Origin of the sequence: Alcaligenes sp. 1735tsa3 (assembly GCF_024134565.1) — a bacterium.
Taxonomy (GTDB): domain Bacteria; phylum Pseudomonadota; class Gammaproteobacteria; order Burkholderiales; family Burkholderiaceae_B; genus Alcaligenes; species Alcaligenes phenolicus.
In genome coordinates, this window is record NZ_CP099862.1 from 2,331,346 (window position 1) to 2,354,343 (window position 22,998).

26 protein-coding genes are annotated in these 22,998 nt (G+C 55.8%); 8 read left to right on the plus strand and 18 right to left on the minus strand.

The window, feature by feature from the left end; genetic code table 11:
• Window positions 1-10 precede the first annotated feature (10 nt).
• Both NIZ92_RS10775 and surE read right to left on the minus strand, forming a co-directional pair.
• Window positions 11-835: a protein-L-isoaspartate(D-aspartate) O-methyltransferase gene (locus NIZ92_RS10775; RefSeq protein ID WP_009462090.1), complete on the minus strand. Its 825-nt coding sequence runs from the start codon at window positions 833-835 to the stop codon at window positions 11-13.
• Window positions 832-1,572, minus strand: coding sequence for a 5'/3'-nucleotidase SurE (surE, locus tag NIZ92_RS10780; RefSeq protein WP_060185157.1), 741 nt, complete (start codon window positions 1,570-1,572; stop codon window positions 832-834). The genes NIZ92_RS10775 and surE overlap by 4 nt, the downstream gene beginning before the upstream one ends.
• A gap of 115 nt (window positions 1,573-1,687) precedes the next feature.
• Here surE and plsY point away from each other — a divergent pair, with 115 nt between their 5' ends.
• Window positions 1,688-2,329: a glycerol-3-phosphate 1-O-acyltransferase PlsY gene (gene plsY, locus NIZ92_RS10785; RefSeq protein ID WP_026483344.1), complete on the plus strand. Its 642-nt coding sequence runs from the start codon at window positions 1,688-1,690 to the stop codon at window positions 2,327-2,329.
• Between the two features lie 3 nt (window positions 2,330-2,332).
• Here plsY and tsaD read toward each other — a convergent pair whose 3' ends face one another.
• Window positions 2,333-3,391 carry a tRNA (adenosine(37)-N6)-threonylcarbamoyltransferase complex transferase subunit TsaD gene (gene tsaD, locus NIZ92_RS10790; RefSeq protein ID WP_009462097.1) on the minus strand — a complete coding sequence of 353 codons (1,059 nt, stop codon included), beginning with the start codon at window positions 3,389-3,391 and terminating at the stop codon, window positions 2,333-2,335.
• Window positions 3,392-3,579: 188 nt separating this feature from the next.
• On the opposite strand from tsaD, the gene NIZ92_RS10795 reads away from it, so the two are divergent.
• Together NIZ92_RS10795 and trxA are read left to right on the plus strand one after the other, a co-directional pair.
• The gene (locus NIZ92_RS10795; RefSeq protein ID WP_021446536.1) at window positions 3,580-4,872 is read left to right on the plus strand and encodes an NCS2 family permease; all 1,293 of its coding nucleotides are present in this window, start codon (window positions 3,580-3,582) and stop codon (window positions 4,870-4,872) included.
• A gap of 120 nt (window positions 4,873-4,992) precedes the next feature.
• The gene (gene trxA, locus NIZ92_RS10800; protein WP_009462103.1) at window positions 4,993-5,373 is read left to right on the plus strand and encodes a thioredoxin; all 381 of its coding nucleotides are present in this window, start codon (window positions 4,993-4,995) and stop codon (window positions 5,371-5,373) included.
• 63 nt (window positions 5,374-5,436) lie between these two features.
• Here the strand turns inward: trxA and NIZ92_RS10805 are convergent, their stop codons facing one another.
• The 6 genes from NIZ92_RS10805 to tadA all read right to left on the minus strand — a co-directional run bounded on the left by NIZ92_RS10805 (window position 5,437) and on the right by tadA (window position 10,281).
• Entirely contained in the window at window positions 5,437-5,700 is a 264-nt protein-coding gene (locus NIZ92_RS10805) for a DUF2024 family protein (protein ID WP_009462104.1), read from the minus strand.
• Window positions 5,701-5,724: 24 nt separating this feature from the next.
• The gene (locus NIZ92_RS10810) at window positions 5,725-6,255 is read right to left on the minus strand and encodes a peroxiredoxin (RefSeq protein WP_252605075.1); all 531 of its coding nucleotides are present in this window, start codon (window positions 6,253-6,255) and stop codon (window positions 5,725-5,727) included.
• Between the two features lie 208 nt (window positions 6,256-6,463).
• Window positions 6,464-7,060, minus strand: coding sequence for a YigZ family protein (locus NIZ92_RS10815; RefSeq protein WP_254001908.1), 597 nt, complete (start codon window positions 7,058-7,060; stop codon window positions 6,464-6,466).
• 8 nt (window positions 7,061-7,068) lie between these two features.
• Window positions 7,069-8,667: an ABC-F family ATPase gene (locus tag NIZ92_RS10820; RefSeq protein WP_035271819.1), complete on the minus strand. Its 1,599-nt coding sequence runs from the start codon at window positions 8,665-8,667 to the stop codon at window positions 7,069-7,071.
• A gap of 63 nt (window positions 8,668-8,730) precedes the next feature.
• Window positions 8,731-9,693, minus strand: a complete 963-nt coding sequence (locus NIZ92_RS10825) for an LD-carboxypeptidase (protein ID WP_060185160.1) — start codon at window positions 9,691-9,693, stop codon at window positions 8,731-8,733.
• A gap of 39 nt (window positions 9,694-9,732) precedes the next feature.
• Complete coding sequence (gene tadA, locus NIZ92_RS10830; RefSeq protein WP_051359103.1) at window positions 9,733-10,281, minus strand: tRNA adenosine(34) deaminase TadA; 549 nt, start codon at window positions 10,279-10,281, stop codon at window positions 9,733-9,735.
• 61 nt (window positions 10,282-10,342) lie between these two features.
• Between tadA and NIZ92_RS10835 the strand changes: the two genes are divergently transcribed.
• Both NIZ92_RS10835 and NIZ92_RS10840 read left to right on the plus strand, forming a co-directional pair.
• Window positions 10,343-11,287 (plus strand): ABC transporter ATP-binding protein, encoded by a 945-nt coding sequence (locus NIZ92_RS10835; protein WP_009462116.1) that lies wholly within the window; start codon window positions 10,343-10,345, stop codon window positions 11,285-11,287.
• A complete protein-coding gene (locus NIZ92_RS10840) occupies window positions 11,284-12,045 on the plus strand; it encodes an ABC transporter permease (RefSeq protein ID WP_009462119.1) in 762 nt (253 codons plus the stop codon). The genes NIZ92_RS10835 and NIZ92_RS10840 overlap by 4 nt, the downstream gene beginning before the upstream one ends.
• Before the next feature lie 91 nt (window positions 12,046-12,136).
• On the opposite strand, the gene NIZ92_RS10845 is transcribed toward NIZ92_RS10840, so the two are convergent.
• The 3 genes from NIZ92_RS10845 to NIZ92_RS10855 all read right to left on the minus strand — a co-directional run bounded on the left by NIZ92_RS10845 (window position 12,137) and on the right by NIZ92_RS10855 (window position 14,916).
• On the minus strand, window positions 12,137-12,634 hold the full coding sequence (locus NIZ92_RS10845; protein WP_254003215.1) for a GNAT family N-acetyltransferase: 498 nt from the start codon (window positions 12,632-12,634) through the stop codon (window positions 12,137-12,139).
• A gap of 69 nt (window positions 12,635-12,703) precedes the next feature.
• Entirely contained in the window at window positions 12,704-13,189 is a 486-nt protein-coding gene (locus NIZ92_RS10850) for a YajQ family cyclic di-GMP-binding protein (protein ID WP_026483353.1), read from the minus strand.
• Between the two features lie 74 nt (window positions 13,190-13,263).
• Window positions 13,264-14,916, minus strand: coding sequence for an acyl-CoA synthetase (locus NIZ92_RS10855; protein ID WP_009462125.1), 1,653 nt, complete (start codon window positions 14,914-14,916; stop codon window positions 13,264-13,266).
• 199 nt (window positions 14,917-15,115) lie between these two features.
• Here NIZ92_RS10855 and crcB point away from each other — a divergent pair, with 199 nt between their 5' ends.
• Window positions 15,116-15,502 (plus strand): fluoride efflux transporter CrcB, encoded by a 387-nt coding sequence (crcB, locus tag NIZ92_RS10860; RefSeq protein ID WP_009462127.1) that lies wholly within the window; start codon window positions 15,116-15,118, stop codon window positions 15,500-15,502.
• The gene (locus NIZ92_RS10865; protein WP_254001909.1) at window positions 15,499-16,251 is read left to right on the plus strand and encodes a glutamine amidotransferase; all 753 of its coding nucleotides are present in this window, start codon (window positions 15,499-15,501) and stop codon (window positions 16,249-16,251) included. Before crcB ends, NIZ92_RS10865 begins: the two co-directional genes overlap by 4 nt.
• Here NIZ92_RS10865 and NIZ92_RS10870 read toward each other — a convergent pair.
• A complete protein-coding gene (locus NIZ92_RS10870) occupies window positions 16,200-17,027 on the minus strand; it encodes a helix-turn-helix domain-containing protein (RefSeq protein ID WP_035271826.1) in 828 nt (275 codons plus the stop codon). The genes NIZ92_RS10865 and NIZ92_RS10870 overlap by 52 nt on opposite strands.
• A gap of 85 nt (window positions 17,028-17,112) precedes the next feature.
• On the opposite strand from NIZ92_RS10870, the gene NIZ92_RS10875 reads away from it, so the two are divergent.
• Window positions 17,113-18,117 carry a bile acid:sodium symporter family protein gene (locus NIZ92_RS10875; RefSeq protein ID WP_060185163.1) on the plus strand — a complete coding sequence of 335 codons (1,005 nt, stop codon included), beginning with the start codon at window positions 17,113-17,115 and terminating at the stop codon, window positions 18,115-18,117.
• A gap of 91 nt (window positions 18,118-18,208) precedes the next feature.
• Here the strand turns inward: NIZ92_RS10875 and NIZ92_RS10880 are convergent, their stop codons facing one another.
• The 5 genes from NIZ92_RS10880 to NIZ92_RS10900 all read right to left on the minus strand — a co-directional run bounded on the left by NIZ92_RS10880 (window position 18,209) and on the right by NIZ92_RS10900 (window position 22,844).
• Window positions 18,209-18,691 carry a hypothetical protein gene (locus tag NIZ92_RS10880; protein WP_022983149.1) on the minus strand — a complete coding sequence of 161 codons (483 nt, stop codon included), beginning with the start codon at window positions 18,689-18,691 and terminating at the stop codon, window positions 18,209-18,211.
• A 224-nt stretch (window positions 18,692-18,915) separates the two neighbouring features.
• Complete coding sequence (locus NIZ92_RS10885; protein ID WP_254001910.1) at window positions 18,916-19,731, minus strand: TlpA disulfide reductase family protein; 816 nt, start codon at window positions 19,729-19,731, stop codon at window positions 18,916-18,918.
• Window positions 19,732-19,828: 97 nt separating this feature from the next.
• Window positions 19,829-20,491 carry a phosphoribosylanthranilate isomerase gene (locus tag NIZ92_RS10890; protein ID WP_035272792.1) on the minus strand — a complete coding sequence of 221 codons (663 nt, stop codon included), beginning with the start codon at window positions 20,489-20,491 and terminating at the stop codon, window positions 19,829-19,831.
• Between the two features lie 59 nt (window positions 20,492-20,550).
• Entirely contained in the window at window positions 20,551-22,224 is a 1,674-nt protein-coding gene (locus tag NIZ92_RS10895) for a TRAP transporter large permease subunit (RefSeq protein ID WP_083053440.1), read from the minus strand.
• 2 nt (window positions 22,225-22,226) lie between these two features.
• Entirely contained in the window at window positions 22,227-22,844 is a 618-nt protein-coding gene (locus NIZ92_RS10900; RefSeq protein WP_035272797.1) for a TRAP transporter small permease subunit, read from the minus strand.
• Window positions 22,845-22,998: the final 154 nt, after the last annotated feature.

The following is a 22,998-nucleotide window of genomic DNA, read 5'->3' on the forward strand; positions in this document are numbered from 1 at the left end:
GAATATCTGACTAAATCTGGGTTCCGGCTCGCATCGGCACGAAGCGAACCGCATCAAGTTCTTCACGACGCCAAGTAGCCTGTCCGGTGCGTTCCACCAAAACCAGGCGCTGTTGTGTCGTACCTTCAGGGGCGATCAGTCTCCCCCCCAATGTTAATTGTTCCAATAAGGTTCTGGGAATGACCGGACCGGCTGCCGCCACAACAATAGCATCATATGGTGCCGCGGCAGGGTAACCTTGCATTCCGTCACCAAACATTATTCGAGCCCGTTGCGACAGCCCTAATTGGCGCATGTGATCGCGAGCCATATCGCACAAGCCTTTGATACGTTCTACCGCATACACTTCTTTGACCAATTGTGCCAAAACAGCAGCCTGATAACCACATCCGGCCCCCACTTCCAGCACCTTGGTCGGTATTTTCTGGTCACACACCAGGCTGATCATATGGGCTACAACCCAAGGCTGGGAGATGGTCTGCGCAAAGCCGATAGGCAAGGCATCATCTTCATAGGCCCGACTGGCCAAACCCTGATCAACAAATTGATGGCGCGGTACTGCCTGCATGGCCGCCAGCACTCGTTCGTCGGTAATTCCTTGACGGCGCAAGCGCTCGATCATCATGCCACGCGAGCGTTCCGAGTTCAAACCCAGGTTGACACTTGTTGACACTTGCGGTGACAAAATGGCCGAGGGTGTCGGTTGTAACTGGCCCCGTTGCACAATACGGGTATTGCTGTTGCTGGCAGACAGGCCACTGCCCAGGCTGGACTTGCCAAACCGGTTTCGAGTGCCGTCTGCAAAAGGATAGCGCTTGCCTGGTTTACTTGTCATCGCATCCAGTCCCGCAATCCGGCCAGTTGCTCGTGGTGAGTCAGGTCCGCGCGCAAGGGCGTAATGGATACTGCACCTTGTTCGACGGCACCGAAATCTGTGCCCTGCTCGCTATCGGACACACCACCGACACGGCCAATCCAGTACACGGGTTCGCCATAAGGCGTCTGGCTTTTTACGACCGGCTCCGAAGGATGACGCTTGCCCAGGCGGGTGACTTGCGTGCCCTTCAAGGTTTCGTAGGGCAAACACGGAATATTCACGTTCAGCAAGGTATTGGCCGCCAACGGCTTCTTCTGACAGCGCTGTACCAGATCTCGTGCCACGCGCGCTGCGCTGTCCAGGTTCTTCCAGCCGCGTTCGATCAGGGAAAACGCAATCGCGGGAATACCAAACAAGTGGCCTTCCATCGCGGCCGCTACCGTGCCCGAATACAAGGTGTCGTCGCCCATATTGGCGCCGTTATTAATGCCGGACACAATCAGATCGGGACGGAAATCCAGCAAGCCTGTCAGGGCCACGTGCACACAATCGGACGGTGTACCATTAACAAAATAAAAACCATTGCTGGCCTGGCGCAGCGACAGGGGACGATTCAAGGTCAGGGAATTGCTGGCACCGCTGCAATTGGTCTCGGGTGCAATGACAGTCAGCTCACCCAGTCCTTGCAAGGCTTCATACAAAGCCTCGATACCGGCTGCTGTATAGCCATCATCGTTGGAGACCAGAATACGCATGCTTTACTTTTCCGTTAAAAATCTAACAGGGGCAGCAAATTGTACCCGCTGCCTTTGGTATTTTGCTGCAAGGCCGGTAGAATCCGCGCAACAATAATTGTGGAGCTCAATCCTCATGAACGCCGTTTCTTTTGCTGTGGCCGCCCCGCTTGTCGCCCTCTTGTCCTATTTGCTGGGATCCTTGCCGTTTGCCGTAATCGTCAGCAAGATCATGGGCTTGCAAGACCCTCGCACCTTTGGTTCGAAAAATCCGGGAGCCACTAATGTACTACGTAGCGGCAATAAAAAAGCAGCTGTCCTGACCTTGTTGGGCGATGCCTTCAAAGGCTGGCTGGCTGTCTTTCTGACCCAACAGGCCATCAGCAACTGGGGCTGGGCACCGACTTTACTGGGTGTCAGCGCCTTTTTTGCCTTTTTGGGTCACTTGTACCCGGTCTTTCTGGGCTTTAAAGGCGGTAAAGGCGTGGCAACCGCGCTGGGTGTCATCCTGGCCCTGCTGCCCTGGCTGGCTCTGGCTACCGCGGCCACCTGGCTGATTATCGCTTATGTCAGCCGTTACTCCTCGCTGGCAGCCATCATCAGTGCCGTGTTTGCCCCCTTGTTTTACCTGCTCGGTGCCAAGGTGGTCTGGCCCATGAATGCCTCTATTGCCACGGCCCTGGTCCTGATCAGTGCCTTCTTGCTCTGGCGTCACCAGGAAAACATTCGTCGTCTGATGACGGGCAAAGAAAGCAAGATCGGTTCCAAGAAAAAATAAGCACTAACGCTCTTGCTGGGAGACAGGCTGGTTCACACAAGCCAGATCCCAGCGAGGCCGGATGGCAAAGCCATGCTGGCTATCATCCAAAGTCACCAAACCATGCTTGACCCGCATGGCCGCCGCAAAAGCAATCATGGCACCGTTATCGGTACAGAATTCCAGCGGCGGAAAGAACACCTCGCCCTTCAAACGCGCCACGGCTTTCTGTAAATAAGCCCGCAAGTGGCGGTTGGCGCCCACACCACCGGCAACCACCAGACGTTTCAAGCCCGTTTGCTTCAAGGCCTTGATCGCCTTGGCGGCCAGCACGTCCACAATGGCGGCCTCGGTCGCAGCAGCCAGATCAGCGCGTTGCTGTTCGGTAATCCCGCCCTCTTCCGCTTCCAGCTTGCGCAAGCGCGTCAGCACGGCAGTTTTCAAACCACTAAAGCTGAAATCCAGATCCTTGCTGTGCATCATGGGACGCGGCAGCTCGTAGACGCTGGGGTCACCCTGTTCAGCCAGACGCGACAAGGCCGGGCCGCCGGGATAACCCAGGCCCATCAGCTTGGCGCTTTTATCAAAGGCTTCGCCTGCCGCATCGTCCAGCGTTTCACCCAGCAATTCATACTGACCCACACCATCTACACGCATCAGCTGAGTGTGGCCACCCGAGACCAGCAAGGCCACAAAGGGAAAGTCGGGACGCGGCTCGGCCAATAAGGGCGAGAGCAAATGACCTTCCAGGTGATGGATAGCGATCGTCGGTTTTTTCAGCGACCAGGCAATCGACTGCGCCACACTGGCTCCCACCAGCAAGGCACCGGCCAGACCGGGGCCGGCGGTATAGGCAATGGCATCGACCTGATCGAGCTGCATATGGCAAGAAGCCAACACCTGCCGTGTCAAAGGCAGGACGCGACGGATATGATCGCGAGAGGCCAGTTCAGGCACCACCCCACCATATTCACGGTGCATGGCGATCTGGCTGTGCAAGGCATGGGCCAGCAGGCCCTGTTCCGTGCTGACCAGCGCCACGCCAGTTTCATCGCAGGAACTTTCAAATCCAAGAATATTCATGGCGCTTATTTTAGCCTGCTGTATTGGGGAAAATAGGAATTTATCCCCTCAAGACAATCAGCGGATAGTGTCTGGGTTGTGCCGATACATCGCGACAAAGGGGGGCGACGCAGTGGCACACTCGTGGTTAAAATCCCGCATCGATAATTTCACGCTCCGATCGCCTAATAATCACAAGGAGGCTGCCCATGTTTGAACGTCTCTTCAAACTCACTGAGCATGGCACCAACGTCCGTACCGAGGTCCTGGCAGGTATCACTACCTTCCTGACCATGTCCTACATTATTTTTGTGAATCCAGACATCCTGTCGTCCACAGGGATGGATCGCAATGCCATTTTTGTAGCCACCTGCCTGGCTGCTGCTCTGGGCACGTTCATCATGGCCTTTGTGGCCAACTGGCCTATCGGCATGGCACCGGGCATGGGCCTGAACGCCTTTTTTGCCTTCACCGTGGTCGCCACCCTGGGCTATACCTGGCAACAGGCACTGGGCGCGGTCTTTATTTCCGGCGTGATCTTCCTGATTCTAACGGTGACTGGCATCCGGTCCTGGCTGATTCGGGGCATTCCCAAATCCCTGCAAAGCGCCATTGCCGCCGGTATCGGCATGTTCCTGGGCCTGATCGCCCTGATGAACTCGGGTATTGTGGTGGCCCACCCTGCCACCAAGATTGGTCTGGGTGACCTGACCCAGCCCGCAGCCCTGTACGCAATTCTGGGCTTCTTTATTATTGCCGCCCTGGACGCACTGAAGGTGCGCGGTGCAATCCTGATCGGCATTCTGGCCGTGACCATTCTGTCCATGCTGACCGGTCACAGCGAATTTGGTGGTGTCGTCTCCACCCCACCCTCGCTGATGCCCACCTTCATGCAGCTGGACATCATGGGTGCCCTGCACACCGGCTTTGTGCACGTGATTCTGGTGCTGGTGCTGGTTGAGGTGTTTGACGCTACGGGCACCATGATCGGGGTTGCCAAGCGTGCCCGCCTGATTGAAGAAGGCAAGCCCAATCGCCTGGGCCGCGCCCTGCTGGCTGACAGTACCGCCATTGTGGCCGGTTCCATGCTGGGTACCAGCAGCACCACCGCCTACGTGGAAAGCGCCTCGGGTGTGCAAGCCGGTGGCCGTACCGGTCTGACAGCGCTGACCATTGGTGTCCTGTTCCTGCTAGCCCTGTTTTTCTCGCCACTGGCCGCGACCGTTCCCGGTTACGCCACCGCCCCCGCCTTGCTGTATGTGGCGTGCTTGATGATGCGCGAAATCACTGAAGTGAAATGGGACGACATGACCGAGGCCGTGCCTGCTGCCCTGGCTGCCTTCACCATGCCCTTCACCTACTCGATTGCCAACGGTCTGGCCTTTGGTTTTATCAGCTACGTGATCCTGAAGCTGACAACCGGCCGCTGGCGCAGTATCCACCTGGCCACACTGATTGTCGCCATCTTGTTTGTGATCAAGTACGCAATCGCTACGGAATGAAAAACCCTTTAGCAAACTCGTTTGGCGCTTTAGGGCTGCCTGGAAAACGAGTACACTGATTGCATGTTTAACGAAGCGGCTGAACACCATCAGCCGCTTTTTTATTGCGGAGGCTCCCCCATGAGCATCGTCGAACTGAACGAAGAAACATTCCAGGCTGCAGTAGAAGACGGCAAACCCCTGATCATCGACTTCTGGGCTCCTTGGTGCGGTCCATGTCGCCAATTCGCCCCTGTCTTTGACGCAGCAGCGGCCAAGCACCCCGGCGTGACCTTTGGCAAGGTGAACACGGAAGAAGAGCAGGAACTGGCCGCTGGCCTGCGTATTCGCTCCATTCCTACCCTGATGGTCTTCCGTGAGAACGTCTTGCTGTTCTCGCAAGCCGGTGCCCTCTCCGCTGCCCAGCTGGACGATCTGATCGAACAGGTCCAGGCTGTGGACATGGAAAAAGTCCATGCTGAAATTGCTGCCCAGCAAAACCAGCAGCCTGACCAGGCCTGATTTGCCCGGCCCCAGAAAAAACGCCAGACGATTTGTCTGGCGTTTTTTTTGCATGAATGCGATTTAGTCGCAGTTTTCCAGCTCGATAATCGCGAAGCCACTGCGTTTGATTTCATTTTCGACCGGCGCAGAAGCCATTTCCGTATGGCAGAAGCGGCACTCGCGCGAGGTGAAGTTTTCAACATTCACCCCTTTGGCCGCCAGATAACGCTGACCATAACTCAAGACCTTGTCCATATCCTTGGCATCGTCACTGACCAAGATATCAAAGTGCATACGACGCCCGTCAGGACGCACAACGTAGGTATCAAACACCGCAATCTTCATGACAAACCCTTTTCAGCAAAAAACCTAGTAGGTACAGGTCGGCCCGCAAGAGGAAGAATCCTGCTTGTCCGCGAGCTCCTCTTTTTTGTCTGCTTGCGCCGGGCGGCGAGCAATCAGCTGGCCGACAAACGCACCCAGACGCAGATCGTCCAGATGGCCCAATTCCTTCAAGGCCAGATTGCCATCACGGTCAAAAATAATGGTAGATGGTGTCCCGCCCAAGCCCCACTCCTTCATGGTGCGCGGCAAGGGACCGCTGTCTGAAGGCTGATCAATGGCGATGGGGAAATTCAAGCGGTACTCATGGGCAAACGCCTGCAAAGCTGCAGGGCCCATCACGTCGTGATGCTCGAACACGCTATGCAGGCCTATGATGCGCAGATCATCGCGCGAGAACAGCGTATCCAGTTTCTTGGCTTGCGGCAGGCTGTTGATGACACAACCAGGGCAAAGCATCTGAAAGGCCGTGACCACCACCACGCGGCCACGCAAGGACGCCAAGCTTAATGGAGCGGTCGTATTGAGCCACTGGCTGGCATGGATCTCGTAGGACATGGCTTACACTCACAATGCTGACTAAACCCGATCATACCCGCAGGCTGGATACAGACTTAGAAGGAATCAGAGGTATTTAGTATGGCCACTGCCTGGACGGTGCAGAGGGATAATCGTCTGAAAAAGATACCTTTTCGTCCAGAAAACTCCATCAAGGAAGATGGCGACCAGAGGTCCATTGCAGACCTTGGGCAGAACCGACGGTGACTTAGGCTTGCTCCAGGGGTTCACATTCCCCCTGGCCACGCGTCATATTGATAAAGGACTGTTGAAAATCTGCTTTATGCTCGAGCGGCAGATTCAACAGCCACCACACGCCTTCAGCATCGAATTGCTCGTCCTGAACCTGAACGCCAAAGCTGTCGAAACGGGATTGAACCAAAGCCAGATCGGCAAAGGAGCAACGGCAGCGCAAAGCCGCCATGGGAATCAACTCCTGCTTGTCAGCAAGACGCAAACATTGAGCGGCCACGCCGCCATAGGCACGCACCAGACCGCCCGTACCCAGCTTGACGCCCCCAAACCAACGTATCACCAGTACCGCAACACGGTCGCAATCCTGGCCTTCTATGGCTTGCAAAATGGGACGCCCGGCCGTGCCGCCGGGTTCGCCATCATCGTTAAAGCGGTATTCCGACCCGATCTTGTAGGCCCAGCAATTATGCGTGGCATCGGGCACACCCTTGGCCTGGAAAAAAGCCAAAGCCTGGCTGGCACTGTCTACAGGCGCAGCCAGTGCCAGAAAGCGGCTTTTTTTGATGTCCTGCTCGAAGCTGGTGGGCTCACGCAGGGTAAAGACCGCCACCCCTAGCCTCAGTCCTGCTCGCGGCTGGCCAGGTAATCTTCGTAGCCACCGCGGTAATCCACCAGACGGCCTTCTGGCATCACTTCGATAATGCGGGTTGCCACGCCGGAGACGAACTCGCGGTCATGGGACACGAAGATCAGAGTGCCTTCAAACTTTTCCATGGCCATCTGCAAGGACTCGATCGATTCCATATCCAGGTGGTTGGTCGGTTCGTCCAGGAGCATGACGTTGTGACGACCCAGCATCAGACGCGAGAAAGTCATGCGGTTTTTCTCGCCACCCGACAGCACTTTCACGGGCTTGATGATGTCATCGGCCGAGAACAACATGCGGCCCAGCACCGAGCGCAAAGACTGATCGTCGTCGCCGGCCTGACGGAACTGGCTGATCCAGTCAAACACATTGTCTTCGGTATCGAACTCGTCCGAGACGTCCTGAGCCATATAGCCGATATCAGCGTTCTCGGACCAGACCACCGAGCCGCTGTCAGGAGTCAGATCACCGGCCAGCAAACGCAGCAAAGTCGTCTTACCCACACCGTTCGCACCCACAATCGCGATTTTCTCGCCCGCTTCAATCATGGCCGAGAAGTTCTTGATGATGGGATGATCGTAGGACTTGCTCAAGCCCTCGACCGTCACGGCCAGGCGGTGCAGAACTTTTTTCTGTTCAAAACGAATAAACGGGTTCTGACGCGAAGAAGGCTTCACTTCGATGGTCTCTGCCTTCAGGCGACCAATCTGTTTCAGTCGCGAGGTAGCCTGGCGGGACTTGGACTTGTTGGCGGCAAAACGGCGCACAAAGTCCTGCAGCTCGCCAATACGCTCTTTGGCCTTGGAGTTGGCCGCCAGCACACGTTCGCGCGACTGCACCGACGCCAGCATGTAGTCGTCGTAGTTGCCGGGGTAGACACGCAGCTCGCCGTAATCCAGGTCAGCCATGTGAGTGCAGACCTGATTCAGGAAGTGACGATCGTGACTGATGATGATCATGGTGCTCTGGTAGCTGTTGAGCACATCTTCCAGCCAACGGATGGTGTTGATATCCAGGTTGTTGGTCGGCTCGTCCAGCAGCAGGACATCCGGGTTGGAGAACAGGGCCTGTGCCAGCAGCACACGCAGTTTCCAGCCCGGAGCCACTTCGCTCATGGGCAACTGATGCTGTTCGACCGGAATTTCCAGACCCATCAGCAATTCACCGGCACGGCTCTCGGCGGTATAACCGTCGTACTCGGCAAAACGGGCCTCCAGTTCGGCGGCCTTCATATAGTCTTCTTCGGTGGCCTCTGGATTGTCGTAGATGGCATCACGCTCTTGCATGGTGCTCCACATTTCTGTGTGGCCCATCAGCACCACGTCCAGCACACGTTTGTCTTCGTAGGCAAACTGGTCCTGACGCAGCTTGCCCAGGCGCACGCCCGGATCCAGCGATACATTACCCCCGCTTGGCTCCAGGTCGCCGCCAATGATTTTCATGAAGGTAGACTTGCCCGACCCGTTGGCACCAATCAGGCCATAGCGGTTGCCTCCGCCCAGTTTGACACTGACGTTTTCAAATAAAGGCTTGGCACCAAACTGGATCGTTAAATTAGCGGTGGAGATCACGTAAACGTACTTTGAAAAAGGTTGAGTTCAACCCAGTAGTGTATCAAGCAGGCACGAAATCCGTTAGTGTTCGTGCTCATCCAGAACCAGATAAGCCATGCCGTCCTCGGTAGCCAGGCCCACTTCCTTGCCAATAGGCAGGCTGACCTTGACGTCCACATGTCCATAAGGCAGGCCCGTTACGACCGGGACTTTGACGGTTTCACGCAACCAGCGCACCACCGAATCCATATCAAAGCCGTTATCCGAAGCGCCTGTCTTGTAAGCCGTAAAACGGCCCAAGACCACCGCCATCTGACGATTGAGCACGCCGGCATGCCAGAGCTGCGTCAACATGCGTTCGACTCGGTACGGTGCTTCACCCACGTCTTCCAGGAACAAGATACCGCCGTTGATATTGGGGAAGTACGGCGTGCCCAGCAAGGAGCAAACCAGGGCCAGATTGCCGCCCCACAGAACACCGTGACCATCGACGGCATCCGAACCCTCGGACTCAAAGCTGAACAGCTCCAGCTCGCCACGCATCAATTCGCCAAACAGTTCGGTCGTCAATTCATCGGTTTCATCGCCACCAAAGTCCGCAATGGCGGTGGGGCCGGTGTAGCTGATGGCGCCAGTTTGCGCCAGCAAGGCCAGATTGAAGGCCGTGAAATCCGACATGCCAACAAAACGCTTGCCACTGTCGGCTACCGCGCGCCAGTCGATCTGGCCCAGAATGCGGCTTAAACCGTAGCCACCGCGTGTCGCCATCACAATGGGCTGAGGCTGTTGCAAGGAACGCTGTACCGCAGCCAGACGCTGAGCGTCCGTGCCAGCAAAGCGTTCATCCACCGCCAGGGCATCCGCGTCTATGTCCACGGCAAAGCCCAGTTGGTTCAGGCGCTGGCTTGCCAGCTCCAGGCGTTTGGGTTCAAGGATCTGGCCAGAGGGCGAAAACAGGTAAATGCCCGAACTGTCCTGCTGCCCACAATGGCACTGGCCATGTTCGTGGTGATGGTGATGATGGTCGTGCTCGGGGCTGCTCATGATTAACCTTGAAAATAAAGTGCTGACATTTTAGCGAGACTACTGGGCGCCATCCAGCGGCGATTGGACTGTTTGAGCCTGCTTTTGCAACTTCTTTTGTTCGCGTCGTTCGCGGAAAAAATCCCGCAAGGCCTGGGCCGCCTCTTCGGACATCAAACCACCCGAGACACGGGTGTGGTGATTCAGAGTGGGATGCAAATGCAAGGACTCCACACTGCCACACACTCCGGTCTTCGGATCGGCTGCGGCCCACACCACCCGCGACAGACGCGCATGCAACAAGGCCCCCAAGCACATCATGCAAGGCTCAAGAGTCACAAACAGACTGGCTCCGGGCAAACGGTAATTGCCAACTTTACGCGTCGCGGCGCGCAAGGCCACGATCTCGGCATGCTGGGTGGGATCGTGATCACAAACCGTGCGATTGGAGCCCACAGACAGCAGCCTGCCGTCCGCATCCAATAGTACGGCACCTACGGGCACCTCGCCGATGCTGGCCGCCAGTTGAGCCTGCTCCAAGGCTAAAGCCATAGCCTGAGCATCACTCAAAACGTCACTCTCTGTTGGCGGTGGTAAGCTAGTTGGCATCGTCAAATCCATTGCGTTATTCAAACCCTGTCGGCACAGCAAAAGGGTCATTTTACTGTCTATGCAGAACACTCCTGATTCTCACGCTATTTTGCGTGTTCGAGGCCTGAGCAAACAATACGCAAACGGGCATCAAGCCCTGCACGCTTTGGACCTGGATATTTGGCGGGGCGAGATTTTTGCCCTGCTCGGCTCCAACGGCGCAGGCAAAACCACCTTGATCAGTATTATCTGCGGGCTGGTCAATCGCAGCAGCGGCACCGTTCTGGTAGATGGCGCAGACAATGTCGCCGACTACAAGCGCGCCCGCCAGAAAATTGGCCTGGTGCCGCAAGAGCTAAGCGCCGATTCCTTCGAGACAGTCTGGAATACTGTCAGCTTCAGCCGTGGCCTGTTTGGCAAAGCACCCAATCCGGCCCTGATCGAGCAGATTCTGAAGGACTTGTCGCTATGGGACAAGAAAGACAGCCCCTTGATTACGCTCTCGGGCGGCATGAAACGCCGCGTCCTGATCGCCAAGGCGCTTTCCCATGAACCGGAAATCCTGTTTCTGGATGAACCCACCGCCGGTGTGGACGTGGCCTTGCGCCAAGGCATGTGGGCCTTGGTGAAACGGCTGCGCAGCCAGGGGGTCACCATTATTCTAACCACCCACTACATCGAAGAAGCCCAGGAGATGGCCGACCGCATCGGCTTCATCAATAAAGGTTCACTGCAGCTGGTGGAAACCAAAGACAATCTGATGCGCCGCCTGGGCGGTAAAACCCTGAGCCTGAATCTGGCCGAGCCGATCAGCGCCCTGCCCGCTGCGCTGGAAACGCTGGGACTGCAAAGCACTGCCGACGGCATGAGTCTGCTCTACCCCTTGACCAACCGCGAACAAGGTCATGACCTGAGCAATTTGCTGGCGGCAGTTGGGCAAGCGGGGCTGACCATTACCGACATCCATACCCGCGAGCGCAGTCTGGAAGATATTTACGTTGAGTTTGTAGGGGCACAGTCATGAACTGGTACGCCATCCTGGCCATTTATCGCTACGAAATGTCACGCACCCGACGCACCCTGCTGCAAAGCATCGTAGCCCCCGTGATTTCCACCGCCTTGTATTTTGTGGTGTTTGGCGCTGCCATTGGCCATCGCATCAATGAGATCGGCGGCGTGCCCTATGGCGCGTTTATCGTGCCTGGGCTGACCATGTTGTCGGTGTTGACCCATAGCGTCTCCAACGCCGCCTTCGGAATTTACTTTCCGCGCTTTACGCGCAATATCTACGAGATTCTGTCTGCCCCCATTTCACACTTCGAGGTGACCTTGGCCTTTGTGGGCGCAGCAGCCACCAAGTCACTGTTTCTGGCGGCCATCATCCTGATCACGGCGCGGCTATTTGTGCCTTACGAAATTGCCCACCCTATCTGGATGCTGTGCTTTCTGGCCTTAACCGCCCTGACCTTCAGTCTATTGGGTTTCATTATCGGTATCTGGGCCGACAACTTTGAAAAGCTGCAATTCGTGCCCATGCTGATTCTGACGCCACTGACCTTTTTGGGCGGCACCTTCTATTCCATCGACATGCTGCCCGAGTTCTGGCAAAAACTGACCTTGCTGAACCCGGTGCTGTACCTGATCAGCGGCTTTCGCTGGAGTTTCTTTGATCTGGCCGATGTGAATGTGTGGCTGAGCCTGGGCATGACACTGCTGTTTTTAAGTGTGTTTCTTGCCGTGGCGGGGTGGATTTTCAAAACGGGTTATCGATTGCGCCCGTAAATAAAAAAGGCCGGGAATATTTCCCGGCCTTTTTTTGAGAACTCGAACAGGACACGCAGCCGCTAGATACTGAACGTCTCCTCAGAACAGTTCAATCGGGATGCACAGCGCAATCCATAAAACTGGCTTGCTCTCCATACTGACGCAGCTTTGCTTCCAGCACGGGTGCAGGCACTCCTTCAATCGGCTTGTAGCCCAGACGCTGCCAATAGCCCACGGCCGGTCCCAAAGACACCAGACTGCAACGACGCAAGCCACGCTGCCAGGCATAGCGGCGACCGGCTTGCAACAAAGCTCCGGCCACCCCACGGCCCTGCGCGCGACGCATCACGGCGCAGTCGTGAATAAACCATTGGTCTGCGGGCGAAGGCAGGCTCTTCAACGCATCGCCCAGGGACGGCGGCAAAAGGCCCGCCCAAGGGTAGGACACCAAATAACCCTGCAGTTGATTATCGGTATCACGTGCCACCCAGCAGCTATCCGGAGCCAGATCCAGACGGTTCTGATAGAAGCTGCGGTCTTCCAGAATATCCGCGTCGTACACATCCGCCTGGACTTCCAGCACCTGACCTAGATCGTGCACACGCATTAATTCAATTCGTACATTCATAGCTGATACACGGCGGCCTCACGTCACCACCGTGCCGTTTCACTCGGTTTAGTCGCGGAAATTATCGTACTGCAAAGGCAATTCCACATCGGTCTGTTTCAACAGAGCGATGGCAGCCTGCAAGTCGTCCCGTTTCTTGCCGGTTACACGCAGTTTTTCACCTTGAATCTGCGTCTCCACTTTCAGCTTGGCGTTCTTGATGGCGGCGATCAGTTTCTTGGATGTAGGCTGGTCCAGACCCTGACGCACTTTCACTTTCTGACGCGCGCCGGCCACGTTTTCCAAAACCTTCTCGGTGTCCAGGCAGCGCACATCAATACCGCGGGCAGCAATACGGCCACGCAGAATCTGCATCATTTGCTCGAGCTGAAACACGCTGGGAGCCGATTGCAAAATGGTGTTCTCGTCTTCGAGTTCAAATTTGGCATCCGTACCTTTGAAGTCAAAACGGGTAGCCAGTTCGCGGCTGGCTTGTTCCACTGCATTACGCAGTTCGTGGGTGTTGACCTCGGATACAACGTCAAAAGATGGCATTCCTAACCGTCCTGTTCCTTAAGTGCAGACAGGCCGCATGAAGCGACCTGTGTGCTTTTTAGAAAACGCTGGTCTTAGTCCGAAGCGGCTTGCTTGGCCTGCTGACGCAGCGCGAATTTCTGTATTTTACCTGTTGCCGTTTTGGGCAACTCCATAAAACTGAAATGTCGCGGTATTTTAAAGCCAGCCAAGTACTGACGGCAATGCGCGCGCAGTTCTTCCACCGTCACTTCCGCACCGGGGCGCAGCTCCACATAAACGTGAGGCGCTTCACCCCAACGCTCGTCCGGCTGGGCTACAACGGCCGCCGCCTGCACGGCTGGATGGCGATACATGACGTCTTCAATCTCAATGGAAGAAATGTTCTCGCCCCCGGAAATGATGATGTCCTTGCTGCGATCCTTGATACGTACGTAGCCGTCCGGCTCGCACACGGCCAGGTCGCCGGTATGGAACCAGCCACCGCCCAGGGATTCCTGGGTGGCCTGCGCGTTCTTCAAATATCCCTTCATGGTGATATTGCCGCGGAACATGATCTCGCCCATAGTCTCGCCATCGGCAGGAACGGGCTCCATGGTTTGCGGATTCAAAACCTGTACGCCCCCTTGCAGGTGATAACGCACACCTTGACGGGCATTGCGCTGCGCACGTTCCTGGATATCCAGTTCACTCCAGGGTGCATGCTGCGCACAGACCGAGGCGGGGCCATAAGTTTCGGTCAGGCCGTAAACGTGGGTCAGCGCAAAGCCCATGCGCTCCATCCCTTCAATCATGGTGGCCGGAGGTGCAGCGCCTGCCACCATGGCCGACACACCCTTGGGCAGGCGGGACTTCAGCGCTTCGTCGGAGTTGACCAGCAGGGAGTGCACAATCGGTGCACCACAGTAGTGGGTGACGCCGTAATCGACCATATTGTCGACCATGGCCTGGGCTTCCACCTTGCGCAAACAGACGTTCACACCAGCACGGGCTGCAATCACCCAGGGGAAAGTCCAACCATTGCAATGGAACATGGGCAGGGTCCACAGATAGACCGCATGCTTGGGCATGTCCCATTCCAAGACGTTGGACAAGGCCCCCAGATACGCGCCACGGTGATGGTAGACCACGCCTTTGGGCTTGCCGGTGGTACCGCTGGTGTAGTTCAGGGCAATCGCATCCCACTCGTTGGCGGGCAATTGCCAGTCGTAATCCGGGTCGCCTCCGTCCACGAACTCTTCGTAAGTTTGCGAGCCGATACGTTCTGCGCCAGTGTCAAAATAATTGTCCACGACGTCGATGACCAGAATGGGCTCTTTGCTTTCGCGCAGGCTCAAGGCTTCTTTCATGACGGCGGCAAATTCGCTGTCCACCAGCACCGCACGCGCTTCGCCGTGATCCAGCATATAAGCGATAGTGCTGGCATCCAGACGGGTATTCAAGGTATTCAGTACGGCACCACACATGGGCACGCCAAAGTGTGCCTGAACCATGGGCGGAGTATTGGGCAACATCACGGCCACGGTATCGCCTTTGCCAACCCCAGCCTTGGACAGCGCACTGCCCAGCTGACGAGTACGGGCATACAGCTGAGACCAGCTCATCTTGATGCCGTTTTGGGCGGGCCCGTAAACCAGAGCCGGGTAGTCAGGGTAGACAAAAGCACTGCGCTCGATGAAATCCAGCGGCGACAAAACACGATAATTGGCGTCTGTCTGGGGCAAATCCTGATCGTAAATACTCACCACAAAGTCTCCAAAAAAGGGCGGGCTAACCGAAATTCACGGCGGTCCGTCTGATAATTGCGCTCTTACATTAGCTGGCTACGCGCCTTTGGGCAAGGTCGCCTTTTCAGTCATAGAGGCGCATAATGACACGCTATCCTAGGTATATATCGCGACCGGCTGACTGCTCGCTGACAGTTTGCCCCCTACCTGAAGGCCCTTCATGCCCGTAGCCATGCTGTATATTGCCGCCGGTGGTGCCCTGGGCGCATTGGCGCGTTGGTTCTTGAGTCAGGCTTTGAATGCCCTGTTCCCCACCCTGCCCCCCGGTACTTTGCTGGCTAACTTGATTGGCGGCTATTTGATGGGTATCGCAATGGCCTATTTCAGCGGCTTGGGCCTGGGTCACGAAGGCTGGCGCATGTTCGTCATGACGGGCTTTCTGGGTGGCCTGACCACTTTTTCCACCTTTTCCGCCGAGATCATGACCTTGATGATGCAGCAGCGTTATCTGTGGGCCATGGGCGGAATTGCCATCCACGTTGCCGGTTCCCTGCTCATGCTGGGTCTGGGCATGGCCACGTGGAGCCTGTTTCGGGGGCAAGCATGATAGACGTCCATTTTCTTCAGGCCGGCTCCCCTCCTCCTGATGTCGAGCAACGTTTTGGCAACCAGAATGCCTGGTTCAAACGCGCTTTGCAGCCCCTGGATGTCAATGTCCACACCTGGCGAGTCCATCAGGATGATGCCCTGCCTGCGCCGGACTGCCCCGACCCGGTGGTGATCAGCGGTTCCTGGAGCATGGTCACCGACAAGCTGGACTGGAGCGAAAACCTGGCCGCCTGGATTCGGGAACGCTATCAGACACACATGCCTTTGCTGGGTATTTGCTATGGCCATCAGTTAATGGCCCACGCCTTGGGCGGGTGCGTGGATTACCACCCCAAAGGGGCCGAGGTCGGCTACCTGCCCATTCACTTGTCCGAGCAGGCCCACGAGCATGAACTGCTGGCCAATCTGCCCATGCAATTTCCTGCCCTGCTGACGCACCAACAAAGCGTATTGAGCTTGCCCGAGCATGTGGAAATACTGGGCAGCTCTGCGCATGATCCGCATCAAATACTGCGTTATGGCCCCGCGCAGTGGTCGATTCAGTTTCACCCTGAATTTTCTGCCGGCCTGCTACGTTACTGCGTGCTGCGCAAGGCCGAATCCTGGCGAGCCCAAGGCATAGATCCCCAAACACTGGCAGACCCTATTCAGGACACGCCCGACGCCCATCGTCTGCTGTGCAATTTTGTACAGGCTTACTCGTCCAGCGGCCCTAATGGCCGACGGAAAAACTCGCCGGGCGTTTGACCCATCAAATCCCGAAAAGCTGCCACAAAGGCCGACATGCTTTCATAGCCACAAGCTAACGCGACATCAGTAACACGCTCTTGCCGCTCCAGCAAAGGCAAGGCACTCATGACACGCAGTCGCTGACGCCAGACCCGAAACGTCAGCCCGGTCTGCTGACGAAACAGACGGCTCAGGGTTTTTTCTGACAAACCCTGTTGCTCTGCCAAATCCTGCAAACTCCAATCGCCCGAAGGTTGGGCCTGCAATTGCTCGCAGACCTGCAAAAGACGCGGGTCCGAAGGCCAAGGCAGAATCAGGCCACTTTCAGGCGCAGCCAGCAAGCGATCCAGCAGGACCTGCACCAGACGCCCCTGCGCCCCCTCACGCTCGTACAGCACAGGCAAAAGGCTGAACTCGCGTATCAGCTCGCGCAGCAAGCGGTCTACCACGACCACTCGACACACCGTAGGGGCCTCTGGCAAGGCGCTGACATCAATATAAAGACTACGAATCTGCGCATCAGGCGAGCTACGCACCCCATGTTCCACACCCGCAGGCACCCACACCGCCTGCTGAGGCGGCGCCATGAAACGCCCGCTGGCAGTACGCACTTCGATCACCCCCGTCAGCGCATAGGAAAACTGCACCCAGGGATGCCGATGTGGGCGTGCAATGGCCTGATTGGGCAAGGTACGCTCCTGACCATATAAAGGCCTGGGTAGATAGCGCAACTGCTGCAAACTCTCCGGAATTCGCTCCGCAGGCATCAGAATGTCCGTTTGTCGATAATCCATATCCGTTTAGCGATAAACCCCCAAAAAGGTCTACGGTAAAGTGAGGCCTTTCATAACGCAAGCCTTTCAAGCCTCTAACAAACCCATGTTCTCTCAACTGCGACTGCTTTTTGACAACTTCACCCTGATCCTGATCGGCGTAGTGGCACTGGCAAGTTTCTTTCCCGCCTACGGCCAAGGTGCGGTGTTCTTTGACGTGATCACTGGTCTGGCGATTGCCCTGCTGTTTTTCATGCACGGGGCCAAGCTATCCCGCGAAGCCATCATTGCTGGGGCCACCCACTGGCGTTTGCACCTGCTGGTCTTTGGCTGCACCTTTGTCATGTTCCCCCTGCTGGGCCTGCTGTCCAAGCCCATTTTGCTGCCACTGCTGGGCATGCCCTTGTTTGTGGGCATTCTGTACATGTGCGCCCTGCCCGGCACCGTGCAATCGGCCATTGCCTTTACCTCGATTGCTCGCGGTAACGTGCCTGCCGCGATTTGCAGCGCCTCGGCCTCCAGCCTGATCGGTATTGTGCTCACCCCCGTCTTGTTGAAACTGCTGCTTGATGCAGACGGTGGTTCGGCCACTTCGACCCTGGACGCCATCAAGAAGATCAGTCTGCAATTGTTGTTGCCTTTTGTGGTCGGCCACTTGATGCGCCCCCTGATTGGCAAATGGATGGATCGCAACCGTAAATGGCTGCGCAGCGTGGACCAGTCCTCCATCTTGCTGGTGGTCTACACCGCTTTCAGCGCCTCGGTGATTGGTGGCCTGTGGCAAGCCGTACCGCCCAAGTCCCTGGCTATCCTGGCCGTAGTCTGCCTGGTCTTGCTGGCCATCATCCTGTTCCTGACCACCTGGCTGGCCCGCAAGCTGGGCTTCAATAAAGAAGACGAAATCACGATTGTCTTCGGTGGCTCCAAGAAAAGTCTGGCCACGGGCGTACCTATGGCCCAAGTGCTGTTTACTGGCGCCGCCATTGGCCCAGCCCTGCTGCCCATCATGATCTTCCACCAGATCCAGTTGATGGCTTGTGCATTCATTGCGAATAAGTATGCGCAACGGCCTGAGACTCCTGAGGAAGCGATCAGCTTGCAAAAGGCCTGATAGCACTCCATCGTCAGCAGCCCCCGACGCGTGGGGCTTGCTTTGGAGACAGCGGCACAAAAAGAAACCGGCTTGATGCCGGTTTCTTTATTTATAGATTCGAAATGTAGACAAAGATATCGGTGCCGTCGTACTTGAAGGAGCCATCGGGATTCTTTTGAGTGAGCACCTTGCGCAAGTCGACCGGATGTAGCCAACCTGCTCCCAGCAAACCGCCATTGATCGCCCGAATTTCGGTCCCTCCAACCGCGACGGCAGCATGGAAGAACTCCATGCCCTTGACTCGACAAAAGCCAATGGCCTTGCCGCCAGGCAAGGAATTCCGACCATCCCACATTCTGCCTTCAGCAAACTTGAATACCGGCAGCCAGTTCTGCGCCGAAATGGAAGTCAGCTGATCAAAACTGATTTTCGCATTATATAAATAACGCATATAAGCAGCGGCGTCATAACACACCCCTTTCATATAAGCCGTAATATCATCTGGCCCATGGATCAGGTGATTATCTGCATAGATAATTCTATCGGACGCCGAAAGCTTCGCCGTCTTCGTTCCTTTCTCTGTCAAATTCATGGCTAAACCCTTGTAAACAGATAAAAAACAAGGGCCTATAGTAGCAGTCGGATTCTGTTAAAAACCTGGAACCAGGCTTGATTATCGATTGAATTAACTAATCGAAAATAAGGCGACAGCCTAATTAGTATCTTTATATTATTTGAATAAAACTTGTTTATTAAAATAAATAAACCAGTTAAAAAACAAAAATAAAAACCGGAATCAATATCAGCAAAATATTTCTATTTCAGCTTATTGATCTTGTCGTTCAAAGTTGCAGCAGACAACTCCCCGGCTCGGACATCCACCAAACGTCCCTGCTCGTCCAAAAACAGGGTCGTAGGCAAGCCACGGCTGCGCACGGCCTGGCCCAGCTGCATTTGCGGGTCGCGCCACATATTATCCAGCTCCAGATTCTCGTCCATCAGGTACTTCTGGATCTCGGCCAGTTCCTCGCCCTGGTTCGCAAACACGATATTCACGTCGGACCGGGTGGATTGCACTTGCTTGAAGGCAGGCATTTCGCGGCGGCACGGAGGACACCAGCTGGCCCACAAGTTAACGACCGTGACCTTGCCTTTATACAAATCCAGATTTTCCGGAGCACTGACATCAAGCTGCATAGGGATCAAGTCTATCTCGGGCAATGGCATGGCGGTTTCCACTCCCCCTCGCCCTGTCGCGACCATGATTAGCGAAAATGCCGCCACACCAACGGCCAACCCTCCCGATACAGCAGGCAAAACGGCCTTGTCACGCAGCACGCGCCACAGCACATAGAACCAGCCTGCCGTCACGGCTGCCGGGATCATCAGACCGCCGTCGCGCAAATCCAGCCAGCTCAAGGGTTCGCTTTGATAAAACGGCCATTGCTGGATCAGAAAACCCAAACGACCGACCAGCACACCCAGAATCATCGCGCGCCACAGCACCGATTCGGCTCGGGTCTGCTTGCGTCTATCCAGCCAGGCGGCCAGAAACAGCCCCAGCAATGCCGCGACCATAAAAGCAAATAGAGACGTGGCAAAGGTAAAGGGACCGAGCTGTATGCTTTGCATAAACATAAATCCTGACAAGACCAAATAAAAATCGACCCGCCATAAGCGGGTCGGGGCAATAAGTACAGACAGCGTCGCTGCTAAAAGATTCCCTCAATCAGGAGGCGCTACTCAAAATCTGCATGAATTGGCCCATTTTCGTTTTGCATTTGATGCCGGGTTCCAGCTCGACTCCACTGCTGACATCAATCGCATAGGGACGATGCAAGGCGACTCGTTCGGCCACATTGTCGATACGCATGCCTCCGGCAAGAACCAGCGGCGGCAGTCCGTCCTGGCCGTCCAGACGCGCCTGCAGCCCCTGAATCAGCTCCGGATCAAAAGCCGTACCGGTGCCGCCATAGGCATCGTGATAACCATCCATCAGCCAGGCTCGGGCATCCTGATACTTCAAGCACTGTTCCAGCAGGCCATCCACCGTATCCAGACCAGGCGCACCGACTCGGAAAGCCTTGATATACGGATGCGCGTAGCGACGGCATTCTTCCGGGCTTTCTTCACCGTGAAATTGCAGCAAGTCCGGTTGCACCTGTTCCAGAATTTCCCGAACAAAGCTCTCGGACGCATTCACAAACAGGCTGACTGCCTGCACAAACGCCGGCACACGGGCGCGCAGGGCAACAGCCTGCTCCGTACTCAGCATACGGGCACTTTTCGGGTAAAAGACAAACCCCACCGCATCCGCGCCCAACTGCACGGCAGCATCAATATCCTGCGCTCGGGTAAAGCCACAAATCTTGACTCGGGTACGGCTGAACATCACACATCCTTGAATAAAAAACGGGGGCCAGATGCCCCCGTGTGAATCATGAAATAAGCTTATTGGAAACTGCTGGCCGCGTCATCCGTTCCAAATCCGTAGCTGTCAGAACCGTAAGTCGATTCCGTACCAAACTGGATTTGCGAATCCTCCAGCAGAACTTCGCCGTGCTTATAGTGCGTAACCAGTCCGGGGAAGACCAGTACCGTTGCCACCATCAACAACTGAATGATAATAAACGGTACCGAGCCCCAGTAAATATCCGTTGTGGCCACACGCTTGATGCGCTCGCCCGTGACCTTGTCGGTGTAGTCCTCTTTGGGGGCGACGGAACGCAGGAAGAACAGCGCAAAACCAAAGGGCGGGTGCATGAAGGAGGTCTGCATATTGACCGCCAGCAAGACACCGAACCAGATCAGGTCAATGCCCATCTTGTCGGCAATCGGCCCGAGCAGCGGCACAATAATAAAGGCCAGCTCAAAAAAGTCCAGGAAGAAAGCCAGCAGGAAGGTCAGGATACTGACGATAATCAGGAAGCCCCACTCACCGCCAGGCATGTCGATCAAGAGGTGTTCCACCCACAAATCGCCATTGATGCCACGGAAGCTCAGGCTAAAGACGGTAGAGCCCACCAGAATGAAGACCACGAAGCAGGACAGACGAGTCGTCGATTCCATGGCCTGACGCAGCAGCTTCCAGGACAGACGGCCACGAGATACCGCCATGATGATGGCGCCGACCGCCCCCATCGCCCCACCTTCGGTCGGGGTAGCCACCCCAATAAAGATCGTACCCAGCACCAGGAAGATCAGGAACAGCGGGGGCACCATCACAAAGACCACACGCTCGGCGATCTTGGACAGCATTTTCAGCTTGAGCAGCTTGTTGATCAGCGCGATCACCCAGGCCGTAATACCCCACAACAGCAGCACCACAACCACGTGCTCGTCCATCGGGATATTAGGGTGCGTGGCAAAGTAGTGCTGCGAACCGAAGTACGCCACCGCGGTTGCAACCAGCGTCAGCACAATCAGGGATGTCAGGCCGCGGCTACCATTATCTTCAACATAGATACGCGCTTCGGGCGGCAAGGCCGGGGCCGATTTGGGCTTGATGTAGGACATCACCACGATGTAGAGGATATAGACTGCCGTCAGCAGCAAACCGGGGAGCATGGCGCCACGGTACATATCACCAATAGAGCGGCCCAGTTGGTCAGCCAGAATGATCAGTACGATGGAGGGCGGAATGATCTGCGACAAGGTCCCGGAGGCGGCAATCACCCCCGTTGCCAGCCTGCGGTCATATCCGTAACGCAGCATGATGGGCAAGGAGATCAGGCCCATGGAAATCACGGAAGCCGACACCACACCCGTTGTGGCGGCCAGCATGGCCCCCACCAGCACCACGGCAATTGCCAGACCACCACGCAGGGGGCCAAACAACTGGCCAATGGTCTCCAGCAAGTCCTCCGCCATTCCTGATCGCTCAAGAATAAGCCCCATCAGAGTAAAGAACGGAACGGCCAGCAAGGTATCGTTTTCAACAATGCCAAAGACCCGTTGCGGCAAGGCCTGGAACAAGGCCGGCTGCATCATGCCCAGCTCGATGGCGACCAGACCGTACAGGACACCAATCGCAGACAGCGTGAAGGTAACCGGGAAGCCCAACAGCAAAAACACGATCAAGTTGATGAACATGATCGGGGCCAGATTATCAGTCAAGAATTCCATTGTTACTGGCCCTTGGAAACAGAGATTGTTGCTTCATTTGCCTGGGCAATCTCGCGGATTTCCTGGGCAAGTTCTTCTTCGGCACTCAGCCCCCCATTTCTTAACAAGGGGTTGGGACAAGCACCACGCAAAAAGCCTATGCATTTGATCAAATGCGATACACCGGCCAGGGCTAACAAAAAGAAGCCAACGGGAATCAATAGCTTGACCGGCCAACGTATCATCCCCCCGGTATTGGAGGAGAGTTCGTTCAGCACATAGGATTGCTGGAAAAAGGGAATCGAGAGCCAGAAAATAAGCAGTGTGGCGGGCAAAAGGAAAAAGATCACGCCGATAACATCGATCCAGACCTGAACCCGGGGCGGGAATCGTTCCGCCAAAGCATCCACCCGAACATGCTCGTTCACAAAGAAGGTATAACCAGCGGCCAGCAAGAAAATTGCACCAAACAAATACCACTGCAATTCAAGCCAGTAGTTCGAACTGACGCCGAACACTTTACGCACGATGGCGTTAATCGCACTGACCAACACCACGATCAGGGTCAGCCAAGTCACGGACTTACCAACGACCGTATTCAGACGGTCGATCAAACTAGACAATCGTAAGAAGAATTTCATGGCCTTGCTCAGGATATGGTCGCCTTCAGGATTCGCTTGTGGCTAATGCTCGAAGGTGGTCGGCCTTATACAGATAAGAATGTAAGAGAAGAAAATGGCTTCACATTTTATACGATTGAAGCATGTGAAGCCGGTTCGAATACCGGGGATAAAC

Bases quoted from the DNA above. Each gene is read 5' to 3' on its own strand.
- NIZ92_RS10840 (WP_009462119.1), top strand. From the start codon at position 11,284: ATGAACTGGTACGCCATCCTGGCCATTTATCGCTACGAAATGTCACGC.
- NIZ92_RS10890 (WP_035272792.1), bottom strand. From the start codon at position 20,491: ATGTTCAGCCGTACCCGAGTCAAGATTTGTGGCTTTACCCGAGCGCAG.
- NIZ92_RS10850 (WP_026483353.1), bottom strand. From the start codon at position 13,189: ATGCCATCTTTTGACGTTGTATCCGAGGTCAACACCCACGAACTGCGT.
- surE (WP_060185157.1), bottom strand. From the start codon at position 1,572: ATGCGTATTCTGGTCTCCAACGATGATGGCTATACAGCAGCCGGTATC.
- NIZ92_RS10825 (WP_060185160.1), bottom strand. From the start codon at position 9,693: ATGAGCAGCCCCGAGCACGACCATCATCACCATCACCACGAACATGGC.
- NIZ92_RS10875 (WP_060185163.1), top strand. From the start codon at position 17,113: ATGTTCTCTCAACTGCGACTGCTTTTTGACAACTTCACCCTGATCCTG.
- NIZ92_RS10795 (WP_021446536.1), top strand. From the start codon at position 3,580: ATGTTTGAACGTCTCTTCAAACTCACTGAGCATGGCACCAACGTCCGT.
- NIZ92_RS10775 (WP_009462090.1), bottom strand. From the start codon at position 835: ATGACAAGTAAACCAGGCAAGCGCTATCCTTTTGCAGACGGCACTCGA.
- NIZ92_RS10865 (WP_254001909.1), top strand. From the start codon at position 15,499: ATGATAGACGTCCATTTTCTTCAGGCCGGCTCCCCTCCTCCTGATGTC.
- plsY (WP_026483344.1), top strand. From the start codon at position 1,688: ATGAACGCCGTTTCTTTTGCTGTGGCCGCCCCGCTTGTCGCCCTCTTG.
- crcB (WP_009462127.1), top strand. From the start codon at position 15,116: ATGCCCGTAGCCATGCTGTATATTGCCGCCGGTGGTGCCCTGGGCGCA.
- tadA (WP_051359103.1), bottom strand. From the start codon at position 10,281: ATGCCAACTAGCTTACCACCGCCAACAGAGAGTGACGTTTTGAGTGAT.
- NIZ92_RS10880 (WP_022983149.1), bottom strand. From the start codon at position 18,691: ATGAATTTGACAGAGAAAGGAACGAAGACGGCGAAGCTTTCGGCGTCC.
- NIZ92_RS10895 (WP_083053440.1), bottom strand. From the start codon at position 22,224: ATGGAATTCTTGACTGATAATCTGGCCCCGATCATGTTCATCAACTTG.
- NIZ92_RS10835 (WP_009462116.1), top strand. From the start codon at position 10,343: ATGCAGAACACTCCTGATTCTCACGCTATTTTGCGTGTTCGAGGCCTG.
- NIZ92_RS10900 (WP_035272797.1), bottom strand. From the start codon at position 22,844: ATGAAATTCTTCTTACGATTGTCTAGTTTGATCGACCGTCTGAATACG.
- trxA (WP_009462103.1), top strand. From the start codon at position 4,993: ATGAGCATCGTCGAACTGAACGAAGAAACATTCCAGGCTGCAGTAGAA.
- NIZ92_RS10870 (WP_035271826.1), bottom strand. From the start codon at position 17,027: ATGGATTATCGACAAACGGACATTCTGATGCCTGCGGAGCGAATTCCG.
- NIZ92_RS10885 (WP_254001910.1), bottom strand. From the start codon at position 19,731: ATGCAAAGCATACAGCTCGGTCCCTTTACCTTTGCCACGTCTCTATTT.
- tsaD (WP_009462097.1), bottom strand. From the start codon at position 3,391: ATGAATATTCTTGGATTTGAAAGTTCCTGCGATGAAACTGGCGTGGCG.
- NIZ92_RS10805 (WP_009462104.1), bottom strand. From the start codon at position 5,700: ATGAAGATTGCGGTGTTTGATACCTACGTTGTGCGTCCTGACGGGCGT.
- NIZ92_RS10810 (WP_252605075.1), bottom strand. From the start codon at position 6,255: ATGTCCTACGAGATCCATGCCAGCCAGTGGCTCAATACGACCGCTCCA.
- NIZ92_RS10845 (WP_254003215.1), bottom strand. From the start codon at position 12,634: ATGCGTGTGCACGATCTAGGTCAGGTGCTGGAAGTCCAGGCGGATGTG.